The 15,610-nt window shown below is 37.1% G+C and carries 20 protein-coding genes and 1 pseudogene; 16 read left to right on the top strand and 5 right to left on the bottom strand.

Going from position 1 to position 15,610, the window contains the following annotated elements; all coding sequences use genetic code 11:
- Positions 1-32 precede the first annotated feature (32 nt).
- Complete coding sequence (locus AA0X95_RS05190; RefSeq protein WP_413306146.1) at positions 33-347, bottom strand: hypothetical protein; 315 nt, start codon at positions 345-347, stop codon at positions 33-35.
- A gap of 209 nt (positions 348-556) precedes the next feature.
- Positions 557-664: pseudogene (locus tag AA0X95_RS05195) on the bottom strand (cupin domain-containing protein); the annotation flags it as partial.
- A 25-nt stretch (positions 665-689) separates the two neighbouring features.
- Here AA0X95_RS05195 and AA0X95_RS05200 point away from each other — a divergent pair.
- The gene (locus AA0X95_RS05200; protein ID WP_413306148.1) at positions 690-1,169 is read left to right on the top strand and encodes a TetR/AcrR family transcriptional regulator; all 480 of its coding nucleotides are present in this window, start codon (positions 690-692) and stop codon (positions 1,167-1,169) included.
- Between the two features lie 69 nt (positions 1,170-1,238).
- On the opposite strand, the gene AA0X95_RS05205 is transcribed toward AA0X95_RS05200, so the two are convergent.
- The gene (locus tag AA0X95_RS05205) at positions 1,239-2,069 is read right to left on the bottom strand and encodes an STAS domain-containing protein (protein WP_413306151.1); all 831 of its coding nucleotides are present in this window, start codon (positions 2,067-2,069) and stop codon (positions 1,239-1,241) included.
- 223 nt (positions 2,070-2,292) lie between these two features.
- Between AA0X95_RS05205 and AA0X95_RS05210 the strand changes: the two genes are divergently transcribed.
- The 6 genes from AA0X95_RS05210 to AA0X95_RS05235 all read left to right on the top strand — a co-directional run bounded on the left by AA0X95_RS05210 (position 2,293) and on the right by AA0X95_RS05235 (position 5,856).
- Complete coding sequence (locus AA0X95_RS05210; RefSeq protein ID WP_413306154.1) at positions 2,293-3,399, top strand: glycosyl hydrolase family 18 protein; 1,107 nt, start codon at positions 2,293-2,295, stop codon at positions 3,397-3,399.
- A gap of 140 nt (positions 3,400-3,539) precedes the next feature.
- Entirely contained in the window at positions 3,540-3,992 is a 453-nt protein-coding gene (locus tag AA0X95_RS05215; protein WP_413309860.1) for a MarR family winged helix-turn-helix transcriptional regulator, read from the top strand.
- Between the two features lie 14 nt (positions 3,993-4,006).
- Positions 4,007-4,525: a GNAT family N-acetyltransferase gene (locus AA0X95_RS05220; protein ID WP_413306157.1), complete on the top strand. Its 519-nt coding sequence runs from the start codon at positions 4,007-4,009 to the stop codon at positions 4,523-4,525.
- A 151-nt stretch (positions 4,526-4,676) separates the two neighbouring features.
- Positions 4,677-4,871 (top strand): hypothetical protein, encoded by a 195-nt coding sequence (locus AA0X95_RS05225; protein WP_413306159.1) that lies wholly within the window; start codon positions 4,677-4,679, stop codon positions 4,869-4,871.
- A 68-nt stretch (positions 4,872-4,939) separates the two neighbouring features.
- Positions 4,940-5,404: a hypothetical protein gene (locus AA0X95_RS05230; protein ID WP_413306162.1), complete on the top strand. Its 465-nt coding sequence runs from the start codon at positions 4,940-4,942 to the stop codon at positions 5,402-5,404.
- Positions 5,405-5,553: 149 nt separating this feature from the next.
- Positions 5,554-5,856, top strand: a complete 303-nt coding sequence (locus tag AA0X95_RS05235) for a hypothetical protein (protein WP_413306164.1) — start codon at positions 5,554-5,556, stop codon at positions 5,854-5,856.
- A 177-nt stretch (positions 5,857-6,033) separates the two neighbouring features.
- Here the strand turns inward: AA0X95_RS05235 and AA0X95_RS05240 are convergent, their stop codons facing one another.
- A complete protein-coding gene (locus tag AA0X95_RS05240; protein WP_413306167.1) occupies positions 6,034-6,207 on the bottom strand; it encodes a hypothetical protein in 174 nt (57 codons plus the stop codon).
- Between the two features lie 382 nt (positions 6,208-6,589).
- Here AA0X95_RS05240 and AA0X95_RS05245 point away from each other — a divergent pair, with 382 nt between their 5' ends.
- The 4 genes from AA0X95_RS05245 to AA0X95_RS05260 all read left to right on the top strand — a co-directional run bounded on the left by AA0X95_RS05245 (position 6,590) and on the right by AA0X95_RS05260 (position 10,230).
- Complete coding sequence (locus AA0X95_RS05245; protein WP_413306170.1) at positions 6,590-7,546, top strand: Gfo/Idh/MocA family protein; 957 nt, start codon at positions 6,590-6,592, stop codon at positions 7,544-7,546.
- A gap of 351 nt (positions 7,547-7,897) precedes the next feature.
- A complete protein-coding gene (locus AA0X95_RS05250) occupies positions 7,898-8,470 on the top strand; it encodes a hypothetical protein (protein WP_413306173.1) in 573 nt (190 codons plus the stop codon).
- The gene (locus tag AA0X95_RS05255) at positions 8,467-8,784 is read left to right on the top strand and encodes a hypothetical protein (protein ID WP_413306175.1); all 318 of its coding nucleotides are present in this window, start codon (positions 8,467-8,469) and stop codon (positions 8,782-8,784) included. The genes AA0X95_RS05250 and AA0X95_RS05255 overlap by 4 nt, the downstream gene beginning before the upstream one ends.
- A 573-nt stretch (positions 8,785-9,357) precedes the next feature.
- The gene (locus AA0X95_RS05260) at positions 9,358-10,230 is read left to right on the top strand and encodes a LysR family transcriptional regulator (protein WP_413306178.1); all 873 of its coding nucleotides are present in this window, start codon (positions 9,358-9,360) and stop codon (positions 10,228-10,230) included.
- Positions 10,231-10,363: 133 nt separating this feature from the next.
- Here AA0X95_RS05260 and AA0X95_RS05265 read toward each other — a convergent pair whose 3' ends face one another.
- Entirely contained in the window at positions 10,364-10,747 is a 384-nt protein-coding gene (locus AA0X95_RS05265; RefSeq protein ID WP_413306180.1) for a DUF1398 family protein, read from the bottom strand.
- 331 nt (positions 10,748-11,078) lie between these two features.
- Here AA0X95_RS05265 and AA0X95_RS05270 point away from each other — a divergent pair, with 331 nt between their 5' ends.
- The 5 genes from AA0X95_RS05270 (at position 11,079) to AA0X95_RS05290 (ending at position 15,474) form a co-directional block, all read left to right on the top strand.
- Positions 11,079-11,402 carry a hypothetical protein gene (locus AA0X95_RS05270; protein ID WP_413306183.1) on the top strand — a complete coding sequence of 108 codons (324 nt, stop codon included), beginning with the start codon at positions 11,079-11,081 and terminating at the stop codon, positions 11,400-11,402.
- Positions 11,403-11,429: 27 nt separating this feature from the next.
- The gene (locus AA0X95_RS05275; protein WP_413306185.1) at positions 11,430-12,356 is read left to right on the top strand and encodes an AEC family transporter; all 927 of its coding nucleotides are present in this window, start codon (positions 11,430-11,432) and stop codon (positions 12,354-12,356) included.
- Positions 12,357-12,541: 185 nt separating this feature from the next.
- Positions 12,542-14,170, top strand: a complete 1,629-nt coding sequence (locus tag AA0X95_RS05280) for a glycosyltransferase family 2 protein (RefSeq protein ID WP_413306187.1) — start codon at positions 12,542-12,544, stop codon at positions 14,168-14,170.
- Between the two features lie 334 nt (positions 14,171-14,504).
- Positions 14,505-14,903, top strand: coding sequence for a cytidine deaminase (locus tag AA0X95_RS05285; protein WP_413306190.1), 399 nt, complete (start codon positions 14,505-14,507; stop codon positions 14,901-14,903).
- 154 nt (positions 14,904-15,057) lie between these two features.
- Complete coding sequence (locus AA0X95_RS05290) at positions 15,058-15,474, top strand: VOC family protein (RefSeq protein WP_413306193.1); 417 nt, start codon at positions 15,058-15,060, stop codon at positions 15,472-15,474.
- The last annotated feature ends 136 nt before the right edge of the window (positions 15,475-15,610 follow it).

Here is a 15,610-nt window from a genome sequence, read left to right on the forward strand (position 1 = left end):
CAATCCGACGAAAAAGCTAAAAACGATGAAACTTAAACCTCTTTTCCGTTTTCTATATAGATTGTGTTGTGTAATCCGGTTTGGGTTACCAGATATTTAAATACATTTTTTGCTACGCTTCTGATTATCAGGCTCAGACCTAAGTTGTCAAACAGGCGTGCATAGCAGCGGATTATCAACGTATCATTTTCTCTTAGCAGATGATAATAAACAGTTTCTTTCTGCACTTTCGAAAAACAGTGGATAAATAGATATTCATCTGTTGGTTCTATTCCTTTTATCAAAAGTTCGTTTTGAACTATTTGTTTTATTTCCTCTATTTGTTTCTCTGATAAATCTATTCTCATACCAGCTTCACCACCTTATTTTGATCGGTATTCCATCCATGTTCATTATACGAAAGTGCCAGTTCGCCTGTCACACAAATAGAATGTTTTTCATTACTCTTACAGGGAGCAACAAGTTTTCAAAAAGAAAGCCTCCTTACGATTGCTCTGCCTATTTTTTGAAATAAAAAAGCCGATCCCCCCACCTGGAAAATCGGCTGCATTTCTCATTATAATTTTGTATACCATTCGTCCTCTACCGGTTCTAACCAATCCGTTGGCCCTGGTGTAAGGGCTAAATGCACAAACCAACTGTCTTTTGTCGCACCATGCCAGTGTTACACATTCGCATTTATTGAGCTGATGTCTGAAAAAAATTTAGATGAAATGACGATACAGGACATTGCCGACAGGGCAAATGTTGGAAGAAGGACGATATATCTTCATTACTTGGATAAATACGATCTACTGGATAAGCTCATCGAAGAACATATTAACCAACTTAGGATGCTGTGCGAATCGGCAGCTGATTTGAGTTTCGTTGAGGGAAATTTGATATGGTTTGAATACTTTGAACGTCATTCTTCCTTCTTTTCAACCATGCTAGCGAGTAAAGGAGCTTCAGCTTTTCGAAGTCACTTCCTTGAATTCGTCATCGAGGAGTTAGAGGGGGATGTCAATGTAACCGAAGGAATAAATCAACGCTTAAATAAGGATTTACTTCTAAAATTTTTTGGAGCAGCCATCGTAGAGACCGTAGAAGCATGGATCACCAATGGACTATCAGAACAGACGCAAGTCGTGGCTGAACAAGTAGGGATATTGTTAGATAGGAATCTTTAAAACTTTGGGGACAGTCCCCCGCTGCTTTACAGCTTTACAGCGGTGGGGGACTGTCCCCGTTTGTCACATTTAATCTAGCGAAAGTGCTTTTGATAGGTTTGATTTGATGGTGACTTTGTTAAAGTTGAGTCCAAGTTGTACGGCTGTTTGTGCGATTTCAGGGCGCAATCCTGAGAGTGTTGTTTCCACGCCAATTAGGTTTAGGGCATCGATTAATAAAAAGATTTGATGAGCGACCATGGTATCAATCATGATGACTCCCGATAAATCGATAAATAGTTGGTTCACATTTTTACTTGCGCATTGTTCAAGTGTATACTCAAGTATTCGTTTCGCTCTAGCTGTATCGATGTCCCCAACTAATGGAAGTAAAGCAGAATCTTTTGATAGGGTGATCACCGGTGAACTTAATTCATTGATCAGCTCTTGTTGTGCGAAAAGTTGGGAAGTGGAAGCATGGTGTGTTTCTTCTGCAAAACGCAGAATCACTGTATCAAACGTCTTGGTGATTAATCTATTCCACGTTTTCACTTCTTGTAGTGTTACTTCTTCTTTGTGTAGTGAAACATATTCATCTAAGAAATCCAGATACTGTTCCCGGGTTCTCATAAATTCTCTAATAATAAAATGAATGGGCGTTTTTTGATGTTCCGTATCACGTGCTACTTTCTCTATCCACGTTTGGAAATTGGTAAAGAACTCGCATTCCTCCAGGATAAAAATTTCACATGCATGTAAATGGAACTCATAGTTTTGTTTTTTTAAGTTCTCAATTACCTTTGGGTCCTTTGAGGCATATACACCCTTTGGATCACTTTTATCTAGCGAGTTATACCAATCCTCTGTTAATTGTCGGGCTTTGCTTAATAAAAAAGAGTGCAGACTCTTACTTCTGTGCATACCATTCACTCCAATACCTCTAATTTCTGATTCTATTAAAAGTAACTATTTCTATTTAACAATATTTGTTTATAACCTCGCAACTTTGCGGGTTTGGGGACAGTCCCCCGCCGCTTTAAAGCAGCGGGGGACTGTCCCCGTTTTTTGAACCCTTTCATTCCATGAATAAGTTACACCCTTTCTTACCAACTTAAGAACTATATATATAAGAAGAAGGTGTACTATGGCGAAAAATGGTTATCAGTCTTTCACCATCATTTTTATAATCATGGCATTATTACTACTGTCATCCTGTAATCAGGTACAAAGAAAAGTGGAACATCATAAGAAAAAAACGCCCCGCGAAGTTTTAGGTTTTTACACAGAGCAGGAAGGAACGTATCCAGGGTCACAACCTACAGTGGACTCGCAATTCACCAATTTGAGCATCATTGCCCCCTTTTGGTATAAGCTTGATGATAAAACACCAGGGAATCTTATCGCTTCCGTTACAGCTGAACATAAGAAACAGGTGATTCAGAGTGCTCATGAAAATCACCTGAAGGTATATATGGTTGTACATAATCTCTTTTATGAAACCGTGGAGAAGGGCAAGCAAGTAGCGAGTAATGTCCTAGATAACGATACAAACCGCAATGTTTTCATTCAGAACCTACGGAATGAAATGAATCAGTTTAACTACGACGGGATTAATATTGACATGGAAAACTTACATTTGACGGACCGAGATACCTTTAGTCTGATGATAAAAGAATTGTCTGATGCACTACATCGTGATGGAAAAGTCGTGACCGTTTCAGTACCAGCAAACACAGGTGATTCCCGTGCGAATCCCTGGTCACCGTGGTTTGATTACGAAAAGCTTGGGCACTATTCAGATGGGTTAATGATTATGACCTACGATGAGCACAATCCACGAACAAAACCGGGGGCAAGCGCATCCGTCGATTGGACAGAAGCAACGATTCGGTATGCGTTGAAAAATGAAGTACCATCCTCAAAAATTTTACTCGGTATCGCTGGTTATGGATGGGACTGGGATACAACAACAAATAAAGCACTGTATAGCTCCTATCCACAGTTAATGGATCAGAAAACAAAATATAAAGCGAAAGTTAGTTGGGACTCCCAATCGCAAACACCTCATTTCAGTTATGTTGATGAAAAAAAACATAGCCACGAGGCCTGGTTTGAGAATAGCCATAGTCTACGGTTTAAATTAGACCTTGTAGAAAAATATAACTTACGGGGAATCGGGATTTGGCGGCTCGGCTTAGAAGACCCCAAGTACTGGACAACGATCCCAAAGAAAATCAAAGTTAAAAAGTAGCTGTGAAACAATGAAATCCATCCCAGGGGGTTCCCAGGATGGATTTATTTTTTTGTTGTAAATGCAACAAATTTTGGGTAAAATTAATTTATTCCGTTTTTATTGCATTTGCAACAAAAATATGTACGAGGGAGTTAATTATGAAGGAAATTCTTCGCGAAATTGGAATGATAGCAAGGGCACTAGATTCCATCAGTAATATAGAATTTAAAGAGTATGACCTTACAAAAGGGCAGTATTTGTACCTTGTACGAATATGTGAAAACCCAGGAATCATACAGGAAAAGTTAGCTGAAATGATCAAAGTCGATAGAACAACAGCAGCCCGTGCTATAAAAAAACTTGAAATGAATGGCTTTATTGAAAAGAAAGAAGATCAACACAACAAAAAAATTAAAAAGCTTTTTCCAACAGAAAAAGGAAAAAATGTTTATCCTTTTATAAAAAGAGAAAATGACTATTCCAATACCGTTGCATTAGAGGGATTTTCCGAAAGAGAAGTAGAAACCATTTTCAATCTTCTTCAACGAGTTAGAGAAAATATTGAAATAGACTGGGAATATGTGAAAAAAGGAAACAAGAGAAATTACTAAAGGAGCGGCGTAAAATGACAATTACTATAAGAAGTTGCACGCTTGAAGATTTACACATCCTTCAAGAAATTAGTTATGAAACATTTAATGAGACATTCAAGCATCAGAATTCACCTGAAAATATGAATGCGTACTTGGAGAAGGCTTTTAACGTAAAAAAATTAGAAAAAGAATTATCCAATCATTCTTCGCATTTCTTTTTTGTTTATTTTAACAATGAAGTCGCTGGATATTTAAAGGTGAATACCAATGATGCTCAGTCTGAAGATATGGGTGATGAATCACTTGAAATTGAGAGGATTTATATAAAGAGCCACTTTCAAAAACATGGGCTTGGTAAATATCTGCTAAATCAAGCGATGGAACTTGCGATGGAATGTAATAAAAAGAAAATCTGGTTAGGCGTATGGGAAAAGAATGAAAATGCGATTGCTTTTTATAAGAAAATGGGGTTTGTTCAAACTGGAGCCCACTCATTTTATATGGGTGATGAAGAACAAACGGACTTTATCATGACTAAAACACTCCTATAATGGAATTGAAAGGATTCATTATGTTAAAGATGGGATGGCTGCGGCTATCCTATTTTTATATGGAATTAAATGACAAAAATGATAAGATAAAATTAGGTGAATTTATGAGGCCGGCTGATTATAGAAAGTTTTTTGAAAATGGAGGGAAGTTGTGTTAAGTAAGAAACTGAGTATCCCACAATTATTAATTACAGTGTTTTGGGTAGTTACGTTAATTACTATTTCGGATGCATTCATAGTATGGGATAAACCGATATATCACGGTATGTATGCGGGTGGAATGTTTATTGTTGGTATAGTAATTGCTAAGCTGATAGTTAAGGATAAAAAGAGAGAATCAAAATGAGTAAAGAACATCGTTTGCGACATTATTTGGGTCTCAACGTCTATTTCATTAATAGGAGGGATTAATTAATGTCTAAATGGTTAGCTGCACCTGTATTTTTTATCCTATTTACTCTCATGGGTTGTTCAAGTAATGGAATGGAAGGAGATCAGCCTCCAAAATCCATGATTCAGATTGGGAAGCAAACTTATGCGATGAAGCTGGGGTCATATTGCTGGAATGCAAATGGTCAAGGAACGTGCGTGGATACACTTGGACCAGTTGAGCAATTAAAAGGGAAAAAGCCTATAGAAGTAAGAACTGGCGAAGTGGTAACTTTTGTGATGAACTATCATCCAAAACCAAACGAATTCCGTTTAACTCAGATGAATAATAATCACGAAATTGATTTCGATGTAGAGAAGAATCTGTTTACCGCACCTGTTGAAAAAGGGATATATTATTATTCTTACGGAGTATGGTGGATGGATGAAAAGGATGAACATCTTTCAAACGGAAGTGCCTCTTATGCATTCGCTTTAGAGGTAAAATAGGATTTATTATTTTTTGCAAATAACCATTTATGCTTTGGCCTATTTTTTGTTAAAGATGTGGATATAATATAGAGAGAATCAATTTCCATTATTAGTTTACACCTCTTCAATTTATTAATATATTTATTACGGTAATGGGAGGGGTCTATATGCTGAGATGTGCTTGGTGTATGAAAATAATAAAGAATAACCAACCAGTATTTGGTTTAAGTGTTAAGTTCGCAGATGGAATCGATAATACTGAAAGTGAAGGGAAAATCATCCAAGTAGGTCTAAGTACTCGAAACACTACTGTTCCTATGATTGTCACAGCGAAAGGATCAGAAGCCAAATTACAAGGAACTGATGGTATATTTGCAATATGTAGTGAAAAATGCGGAAAGAAAATGAGAGAAACCTTAACAAAAGAATTGGCTACTTTTAAAGAATTTCACGATATTGCTCTTCAATAAAATTAATTTCTGTGTAGTTTAGACGTTTCTATAAAAGGGACGCTTTTTTTATTTAGGGAGTGGTTGAAAAATATGTTGCTTTTAAAAGAGCAATGAAGTTACCGTCCTGCTCTTTTTCTCAGGTGACCTTGTAGAAAAATAAAAACGCCAAATACTGGCGTCTTCTGTTTTGTGGTTCTAGCGATTATCGTTGTCTGTTAAATTGTCAACTGCGTTTGCAGTTGCGTCAACAGCATTCATTGCAGCATTCTCCGTGGCTTCTAACCCTTTATGGATCGAATGAAACATGGCTCCTGCTCCATTTTTAATGTTCTCTGAAACATTTTTGTTATTTCTTTCTTGGTTAGACAATTTATACACCTCCTAAATGTCCTTATGTTATGTAAAAAACAATAAGATATTCTGTGTATTGTCGAGGGCACCCATCCTTTTTAAAAAGGCTATGTTAAACGTGCCTGTTGATTTCCGCTCCAGGCACGAGCGGTTCGCGGGCGTGCCGGGGAGCCTCCTCGTCGCTTCGCTCCTGCGGGGTCTCCCCTGCCCCGTACTCCCGCAGGAGTCTTCGTGCCTTCCGCTCCAATCAACATTGTCTATAAAACAACATAGACCTTTAACACAGCCTTTAAAAAATGAAAACTCGAAAATAATAAACGGACTTTTCGATTTTTATCTGGCCAATGATATGTGAGAATGTGATTAAACAAAGTTTCAAAGAATGTGAGGGAAAGTAAAAATGCTAAAAGATATTCGAGTAGGAGTCATTGGTGTTGGTGGAGTAGGGGAAATCCTTTTAAGGGAGTTTTTACATCATCCGAATACGGATGTGATCGGTATTTATGATACCAATCCATCCAGATTGAACGATATAAGTGAGAAATATAATGTTCCTATTTTTAAGCATTATCTTGATCTTATTGAGGATGAAAGAATCAATTTTGTCTATATCGCCGTCCCGCCTAAGTATCACCACTCCATAGCCATGGAAGTGATCAAAAGAAATAAACATGTTATTTGTGAGAAACCATTGGCCAATTCCTTGGATGAAGCGGAGGAGCTTTTTTCACTAGCGCAAGAGAGAAATATTATTCATGTGATGAATTTTCCAACCATCTACAGACAATGCTTCTCTACATTAAAAGACTATCTATCCAATGGGGATATTGGGGATGTGCAAAGGGTCGAAATTCAATGTTATTTTCCAGAATGGCCAAGGCCGTGGCAACAGAATAACTGGATCAGTTCAAGGGAGCAAGGTGGATTTATACGGGAAGTGTTCCCCCACTATATCCAAATGGTTCAAATGTTGTTTGGTGAGATGGACATTCGATACTCATCGGTAATATTCCCGGAGGATACGGAAAAATGCGAAACGAGTTTCATAGCTCATGGACAGATCAATGGTCAAATACCCGTCTTATTTAATGGAATATCTGGAATCGGTCAAAAGGAAGAGATCGCCTTTACCATAATGGGGGATAAGGGTGTGATGGCCCTTGAAAACTGGCGTTCATTATCAATAAAAACTAGATCATCATCCTCTGAAACCATTCAATTATCGGAAAGTAATCACCTGAAAATCTTAATTGATGAGATCATAAAAAAGCTAAATAATGAAGACGCCTCTATTGTCTCCTTTCGTGAAGGGGCAGAGGTACAAAGAATCCTTGAAAAACTGTTAGGAAATAGGTGAGGGGACAGTCCCCCGCCGCTTTAAAGCGCCGGGGGACTGTCCCCAACTATTTATAAATTCCTAATTCCGGGAGAAAAGGGATAAGATAGCGGTTTCTACCATTTTTAATCAATCGTTTGAATAATATGGTGGCTATTATTGTTTTTTCATGGAATGGTCAGTTTAGTAGAAGAAGGAAAAAACCTACTTAAAATAATCAAACATCTACAGGTGCTGCGGCACCTGTATTTTTTTACAAATTGAATGAAGGTTCAAAAATGGAACATTTTGGAGTTTGATTCGTATATAGTCAAAGGGAGAAATAAACATATTTGGTTTTATAGGGTTGGAGAAAGGGAGAGGTGTTAAGCAGTGAATAGATCAGCGATTGAATGTATAGATGAACTAGTATTTATGGATAGAATCCATCTTTTTGAAAGACCTGATGTGATTATTTATCATCCAGGTCACTTTCCAGAGCTAAACGAACAGTTAATAGAATACTATAAGAAATCTGGAGCCAATCTTATTATGATTCCTGGAGTTTATAATGAATTCTTACAATGTAATGAATATGATTTTTATGCGCATCAATTAATAAATGAAGGGATCGAAAAGGAAAAGCTAATGCCCATTCCCACTAGTACGATTAAAGGAGTGGACGGCGTCATTCAATCAGCCTTTCGTTTTCTCAATAACACCAGTCATAACAATATCTTATTGGCTGGAAAATCATTCTTTTGTAGACGGTTCTATCTATTGGCGTCTATCTATGCAAATGACGATAAGGTTTTAGATATATTACCACTACAAGATCATAGAGACATTACACCTACCGAGTGGACACAAAGTGAAAAGGGCAGAGCAAGGGTACTAAATGAAATCGAACAATATGCAAAAATTGTAAAGGGAAAATTAATGGGGGGAGAGTACAACAATCTATGAAAAAGGTTATAACCATCGTTATTACATTAGTAATCTTATTAGGACTAAACTATGGATTAACCTATTTTACAAACACAAAATTTATTGATTTTGCCTTCTTTGTGGGATTAGGGGTTACTATACTTATTTGGTTTTTTACTTCCAAGGGGGGATTAACCACTAAGAATACGGACATGTTAGTCCAATCCACAACAGGAATCAAGATGGGTGAACAAAAGTATGAGTTTTCACCAAACATTGCTTTTATCACATCCCTGGTCTATACCGTCATTACATTGGCAGCAACGATTTATCATTATAGAAGTTACTTTTAGAGACCTTTTTCAGACAGTAGAGCTGTAGAACGGATATAGTTTTCTAGTTATAGGGGTTCATCCGACAGTAACGGAAACCCATACGACAGTAAAAGTAGCCTATCCGATAGTAATGGATAGCCATGCGACAGTAAAAGCGGATTATCCGACAGTAATGGAGCGGAAATTTAATATCAGATGGATGTTAAGTGCCTACTATTCATTTTTAAAGCTTGAAATCGGCCTTCTATTTTAGAAAGGTCGTTTTTTATTAGCCGGTTTCGTGGATTTTTAGTAGATCATTTTATCTATTGATAGAGGAATTCTACAAAATTTAATTAATTCTACAAAAACGAGAATGGATTCTACAAAAGTTGGAAGTAAACTTCCAATTCCACCTGATTGCCAGAGTTATTCTACAAAGTTTCAAGTTATTCTACAAATTCCAGAGGGAATTCTACAAAAACTGGAAACTGAATTACAATCGGACAAAAAGACCCAAGAGCTAAATTAGCAAAAGGAATTTCACTAGAAAGAACGAATAGTATAGGAGAAGAATGATGCCTTCTTCAACTAGAGGAGGGGTGCGAAGAAATGGATGAGCAAGAATGGATCATCTTAAAGGTGCTTTACGAAAAAAAGAACATTACGAAAACGGCCGAAAGCTTATATATATCCCAACCATCCCTAACGAAAAAAATTCAACAAATCGAGAAAGAATACCAAGTAGAAATTGTTAAACGGGGGACAAAAGGGGTTCACTTTACGCCCGAAGGAGAATATTTGGCACAATGTGCGGATGAAATGCTGAATCGTCTCCAACAGATTAAAGATACCGTATCTAATATGAGTGAAGAGGTTAGCGGAACCTTACGATTAGGGGTTTCTAATTACATAACTAGGCACAAGCTGCCAGCTCTTTTAAAGCTTTTTCGGGAGCAGTTCCCGAAAGTAAATTATAAAGTGACAACGGGATGGAGTAGGGATGCGTTTCATCTCGTCTATAACGGGGATGTTCATATTGGGATGGTCCGTGGGGACTATCAGTGGTCCGATTCGAAAATACTTCTCTTTGAAGAAAATCTCTGTGTCGTATCAGTAGAAAAAATGGAGCTTCAAGACTTGCCTTCCCTACCGCGGATTGAATACGAAACAGATGCGTTACTTAAGACGATGATTGATCATTGGTGGAGTGGGGAATTTGCGCAGCCGCCTTTGATAGGCATGGAAGTGGATAAAGCCGATACATGCACAGAAATGGTATTGAACGGTTTAGGATACGGAATCCTTCCAAGTGTGCTTGTTCAGGAGCATCCGAACCTTCATCGCATCATTCTAAACGATAAAAACGAGGACCCCATTGTACGAAGAACCTGGATGATGTATCATGAGAAATCTCTTGAGACCAAAGTAGTTAAAGAGTTTGTAGAGTTTGTGAAAAAATTGAATTTTACAACTGCGATTTAAGAAGCCTGGGCAAATGCTCAGCTAGTCTATTTTGGTGGACAAAAGTAAAATCACATATGAAATCGCAGACCTATTCGCTAAAGTGAATAGGTCATTTTTTTTTGAAATATAACTTAATAGGTTTGGAACTATTTTAAACTTTTAGCTGTTCTTCAATTTCTTCTTCCCCGATACCAATATAAGTAACCTTTTTCTCAGATATGCACACACGATAGGTTACTATTCCAGCCTCAGCAATCTCTTTTAAGAAGTCTAAAAAGGGGAGAGAAATGTTAGCGATTGCCTCAAGTACCTTACTTCTATTAAATTTATCTGAGATCACCAAGTTTACTTGGGGAACTGTTTTAAACTCCAAATGGACTCCTTTATATGTAGCTTGACCCGTAGCAACATCTATTTCGTATTCATTTATACCTCTTTGGGACAATTCTTCTAAGAATCGGGGGAAGCTTATCTCGCCGCTACTTCTTCTACGGATAATCTCTTGAAACTCACTTTCTGTTAATTTGTCATTCATACATATGCCTCCAAACAGAATTAATTCGTAAATTTCCCATCATCATAATTCTAACCTGGGAGGTACTTCTTATTCTTGTAAAATGGGCTTAATTTAAGCCCACGTTCGTTTAAGTAAAAAGTAGTTACAATCTGAATTTGGTGTGAAACAAAATTAATAGCGACCTGCCAATGCAAATCGCTGATTTCGTCCATATCGCTTCTTGAGAATTCTTTTTTTGTGCCAATCAGGAAATGTTGTCATTCCTTTTTTGAATGATTGTCGATAATTTATTCGTATTTCCACTGTTTGGATATTGTTTTTAAAATAAATAGTAGAGGGGGGATCGTAATTGGAGGCCAATTCGAAGAAACTTATGACCTTTTTAATGGAGCACGAAGGGAAAGATTTCGATGCCATCCTCAAGGATGAGATCGAAGGAAACGTGGGATTTAGTTTCATGAGCTACATTAAAAGGGCAAACATTCATAATCAAGCAGGGAGAATAACCGTTAGCGAACCGAAAACAGGAAAATACTTTTGCTTGCCGATTAAGGGCATCCAACAAATCTGCGACCACACCTGTGGGCCGTATGATGTAGCCTTAGCGATAAAATATAACAATGACTATCGTATCTCTATACAAATCTTTGAACCTAATTGGAAGGACAACTAGATATTTAAAAAAGGGGAGGAGTCGTGAATGAGCGTTTTATTTCATATTACCTTGAATGTGATATTACCCCTATTTGCTCTTATTGGAGCTGGGGCCTTTCTTCATCGGCAATTTCAATTAGACATGAACACTTTGTCTAAGTTAAATTCCTATTTACTCATGCCTGCTGTGTGTTTTACCAATGTATATCAGAGTAGGATAAAAGGAGATACGCTACTGCAAATTCTTAGTTTCTTAGTCATTCAAAGCCTTTGTTTAATGATCGTAAGCACGGGAGTATCGAAAATAGCGAGATTTGAGAGCAGTCTGTCCGCTACCTTTAAAAACAGCGTGGTCCTATTGAATTCGGGGAATTATGGATTACCTGTCAGTCAGTTTGTTTTTCAGCACAATCCACTTGGTTTATCGATACAAGTTGTGGTCTTGATTTTTCAAAATCTCATCACGTATACATATGGATTATTTAATTCTGTTTCGGTTGATAAAGCCAAAATCCATGCGCTAAGAGAATTTTTAAAAAATCCTGTTATCTACGCTTTTTTGTTAGGGTTGTTTTTCCAGGTAGTTTCAGTAAGTATTCCTGAGTACATATGGACCCCTATTAAAAATACGTCAAACGCCTTTTTAGCGATCGCGCTTGTAACACTTGGTGCACAATGTGCGTTCCTAAAAATAAGTCGGTTTTCGCTCCCTCTCGTTCTAAGTTTGATTGGACGGCTCATTCTGTCACCATGTATTGCGCTCCTCATTATTTTCACATTAAGTCTCGACGGGACTATTGCCCAGTCATTGCTCATTGCGAGCTCTTTTCCCACGTCGAGAAATAGTTCCCTGTTTGCACTGGAATATGGAAATCATCCGGAATACGCAGCCCAAGCCGTTCTAGTGTCCACGGTATTCAGTATCATGACAGTAACTACAGTCATATTCTCTGCTCAATTGTTATTTTCCTAAAAAAGTTTGGGGACAGTCCCCCGCTGCTTTAAAGCGCCGGGGGACAGTCCCCCGTTCTATCAGAAAATGGGGCGTCTGTTTAGTACAAGTTCTGTCATCCATACGTATATATACATAGGGAAAATCTCTGCAAAGATAGTAATCTCCGAAAGTCTATTTTTAAATATGAAGGGAGGTTAACGAATATGTCTAAGGAAAAGGTCACAGTAGTCATGCCTGTTTATAATCGAGAAAAATACATTGGAAATTCAATTACCAGTGTTATAAACCAAACTTTGAAAAAGTGGAAAATGCTGATTATTAATGACGGCTCTACGGATGCAACAGCCGATATTATTGAGAAATTTACATCCGACAAAAGAATTGAACACGTAAGACTTCCAAACAATCAAGGAACGGGAAATGCCTTACAGACGGCATTAAATATGGTCGATACTCCTTATTTTGTCATTGTGGACTCCGATGATGGGATCGAACCACAAACATTAGAGGTCCTTTTATATGAAATGGAGAAACAACCAAAGGAAACTTCTCTGGTTTATTCTAACACCATTTGGTGGTATGAAAGAAATGGTGTATTAAAACGAGGTCATATTGAAAAACACCGTTCCTTTCAGGATAAATATGATTTTTTAATGTATCGACCTATGGTATATCCGCGTTTTTTTCGGACAGAAGCCGTTCGTCAAGTAGGTGGATTTCAATCAAATGATCCTTATAACGGACGCTATGCGGAGGACAGATATCTCCTGCTCCGATTGATTGCCATTAGTCATTTTCATTGGGTGGATGCCAATCTTTATAACCTAAGAATCCATGACAATAATATTACTCAAGGTAAAAATCGAAAATATTTTGCAGATGTCTTACGTTATATGTATACGAAACTGTTAAAAGAATGGGGAAACCAATATCAACCAGTATTTGAAGTAGATGAAAATGGTTGGTTATATATAAAAGAGTTAAACCCTAAAGAATCCCCTATAACAGGTTTGAATCCTGTACAGGCAAGGATTGAAGACATGCCTAACGGGAAAGTAACTGTAGTCATGCCTGTATTTAATAGAGAAAAATACATTGAAAAGGCGATTACAAGCGTACTAAACCAAACATTAAAAGATTGGAAAATGATTATAATAAATGACGGCTCATCGGACGCAACAGCTGATATTATCGGGAAATTCACATCCGACAAAAGAATTCAACTCGTAAGCCTTTCAAAAAATCAAGGAACGGGAAAAACGTTACAAATGGCATTAAGTATGATCGATACCCCTTATTTTGTCGTTGTAGACTCCGATGATTGGATCGAACCTCAAGCATTAGAAGTGCTTTTAAATGAAATGGATAAACAGCCAAAGGAGACTTCATTGATATACTCAAACACAGTTTTTTGGAGTGTAAAAGATGGAGAATCAAAAAAGTTATTTGTCCAAAAACACCGTTCTTTTCAGGATAAATACGATTACCTTATGTATGGGTCCATGGTATATCCTCGTTTTTTTCGTACGGAAGCTGTCCGTCAAGTAGGTGGATTTGAAAACGATGACCCCTATCAAGGGCGATTTGAACAAGATCGATATCTTCTTCTTAAATTGATAGGGGTTAGTGATTTTCACTGGGTCGACAAAGATCTATACAATTGCCTATCACATGGTGATAACTCTACGCAACCCAAAAATCGAAAATACTATGCGGAAGTGAAACGTTATATCTTTACCAAAATACTGAATGAATGGGGGGATTATGATCCAGTATTTGATATAGCTAGTGATGGGTGGTTATATATAAAAGAATTAAAAAATAAGTGTTAATCAGATTTGAATGGATTGTTTTATAATGGGGACAGTCCCCCGCTGCTTTAAAGCGCCGGGGGACTGTCCCCATTTTTTGTATATTACATTGCTACCAATCAATTCGTGTTCCATCTCTGGAGAATCCACTGTGGGGTCCAAAAAGAAACTTATAATAGTATTGTTACTTTGACGCTAGGTCCTTCTACTATTTTATTCCTTTAATTGTCATATCTTTTCTCCTATCTATATTGACAAACAATTTGCAATAGTAATATATTAGAAGTCCTGCCAAAAAAATGTTGGCGTTAGGGGACTGTGAAAAGTTCATTCTTGTTTGAAAGGGATGGATGATATGAACAAAGAACAATTAATGGAAAGTGCACGCAAGGTGAAAACGGCTGCCTATGTACCTTATTCCAAGTTTCCTGTGGGTGTAGCATTATTACTAAAAGACGGAACAGTAATTAATGGCGTAAACGTAGAAAATGTTTCCTTAGGTGCAACTAATTGTGCTGAGAGAACAGCTATTTTTACTGCCATAACGAATGGTTATAAAAAGGGAGATTTCCAGGCTATAGCTGTTGCGGGTGATACGGTAGATTTTCTCCCACCGTGTAGTATTTGTAGACAAGTTTTAGCTGAATTCTGTTTACCTGACATGCCAGTCTATTTAACTAATGAAAAGAAAGATATATTAGAGTTGGCCTTAAAGGAATTACTACCTTATGCAATTACTGATCTTGATATGTAATATCGTATCAATAAAACAAAGTCTTTGATCTTCCGGGTCAGGGACTTTGTTTTTTTTATACCGGATTAATTAACGGATTATTTGACCGCGATAAAAAGGAAAAAAGTAGTCGAATGAGGAAATTAGTATTAAATATTTCAAAGGAGACTAAATAATGGGTGAGAAATTATTAAGGATTGGAACAACATATATACCAGTAACTAATGTTGACCTTTCTTCAGATTGGTATGTAAATAAATTAGGGGCTGAATTAAGCTATATAGATCAGGACAAAGCTATTTTAAATCTTGCCAATCAAAGCATTTTTCTTGTGAAGTCTAATGAAAAACAAAGTTCCAATTTCTTTGATATTTACGGTAATGAGCGTTTTTCATTAACATTCGAAGTAAATGGATTAAATGCCTTAGAATCTATATATAAAGGCTTTAAGGAAAATGAAATTAGGGTTGGAGAGATTGAGGACAGAGGACACTCCGGAAGGAATTTTGTTTTTTATGATCCAGATGGTAATAAATTTGATGTATGGAGTGAACTTAGTCCAAACTTTAAAGAAAATTATCTTCTTTCCTGAGAAACAGGTTAACATAAAGCCGGAAGAAGAGTGTTTAACTGAAAAAAGCACTGATAATTGATTGGCGAATCAAAGAGTCGTAGCTGCGGCTCTTTTTCTTGGTTCACTAACGGAGCAGTTTTGTTGAAGAAGGAAT

The organism is Neobacillus phoenicis (assembly GCF_047302305.1).
GTDB lineage: Bacteria > Bacillota > Bacilli > Bacillales > Cytobacillaceae > Neobacillus.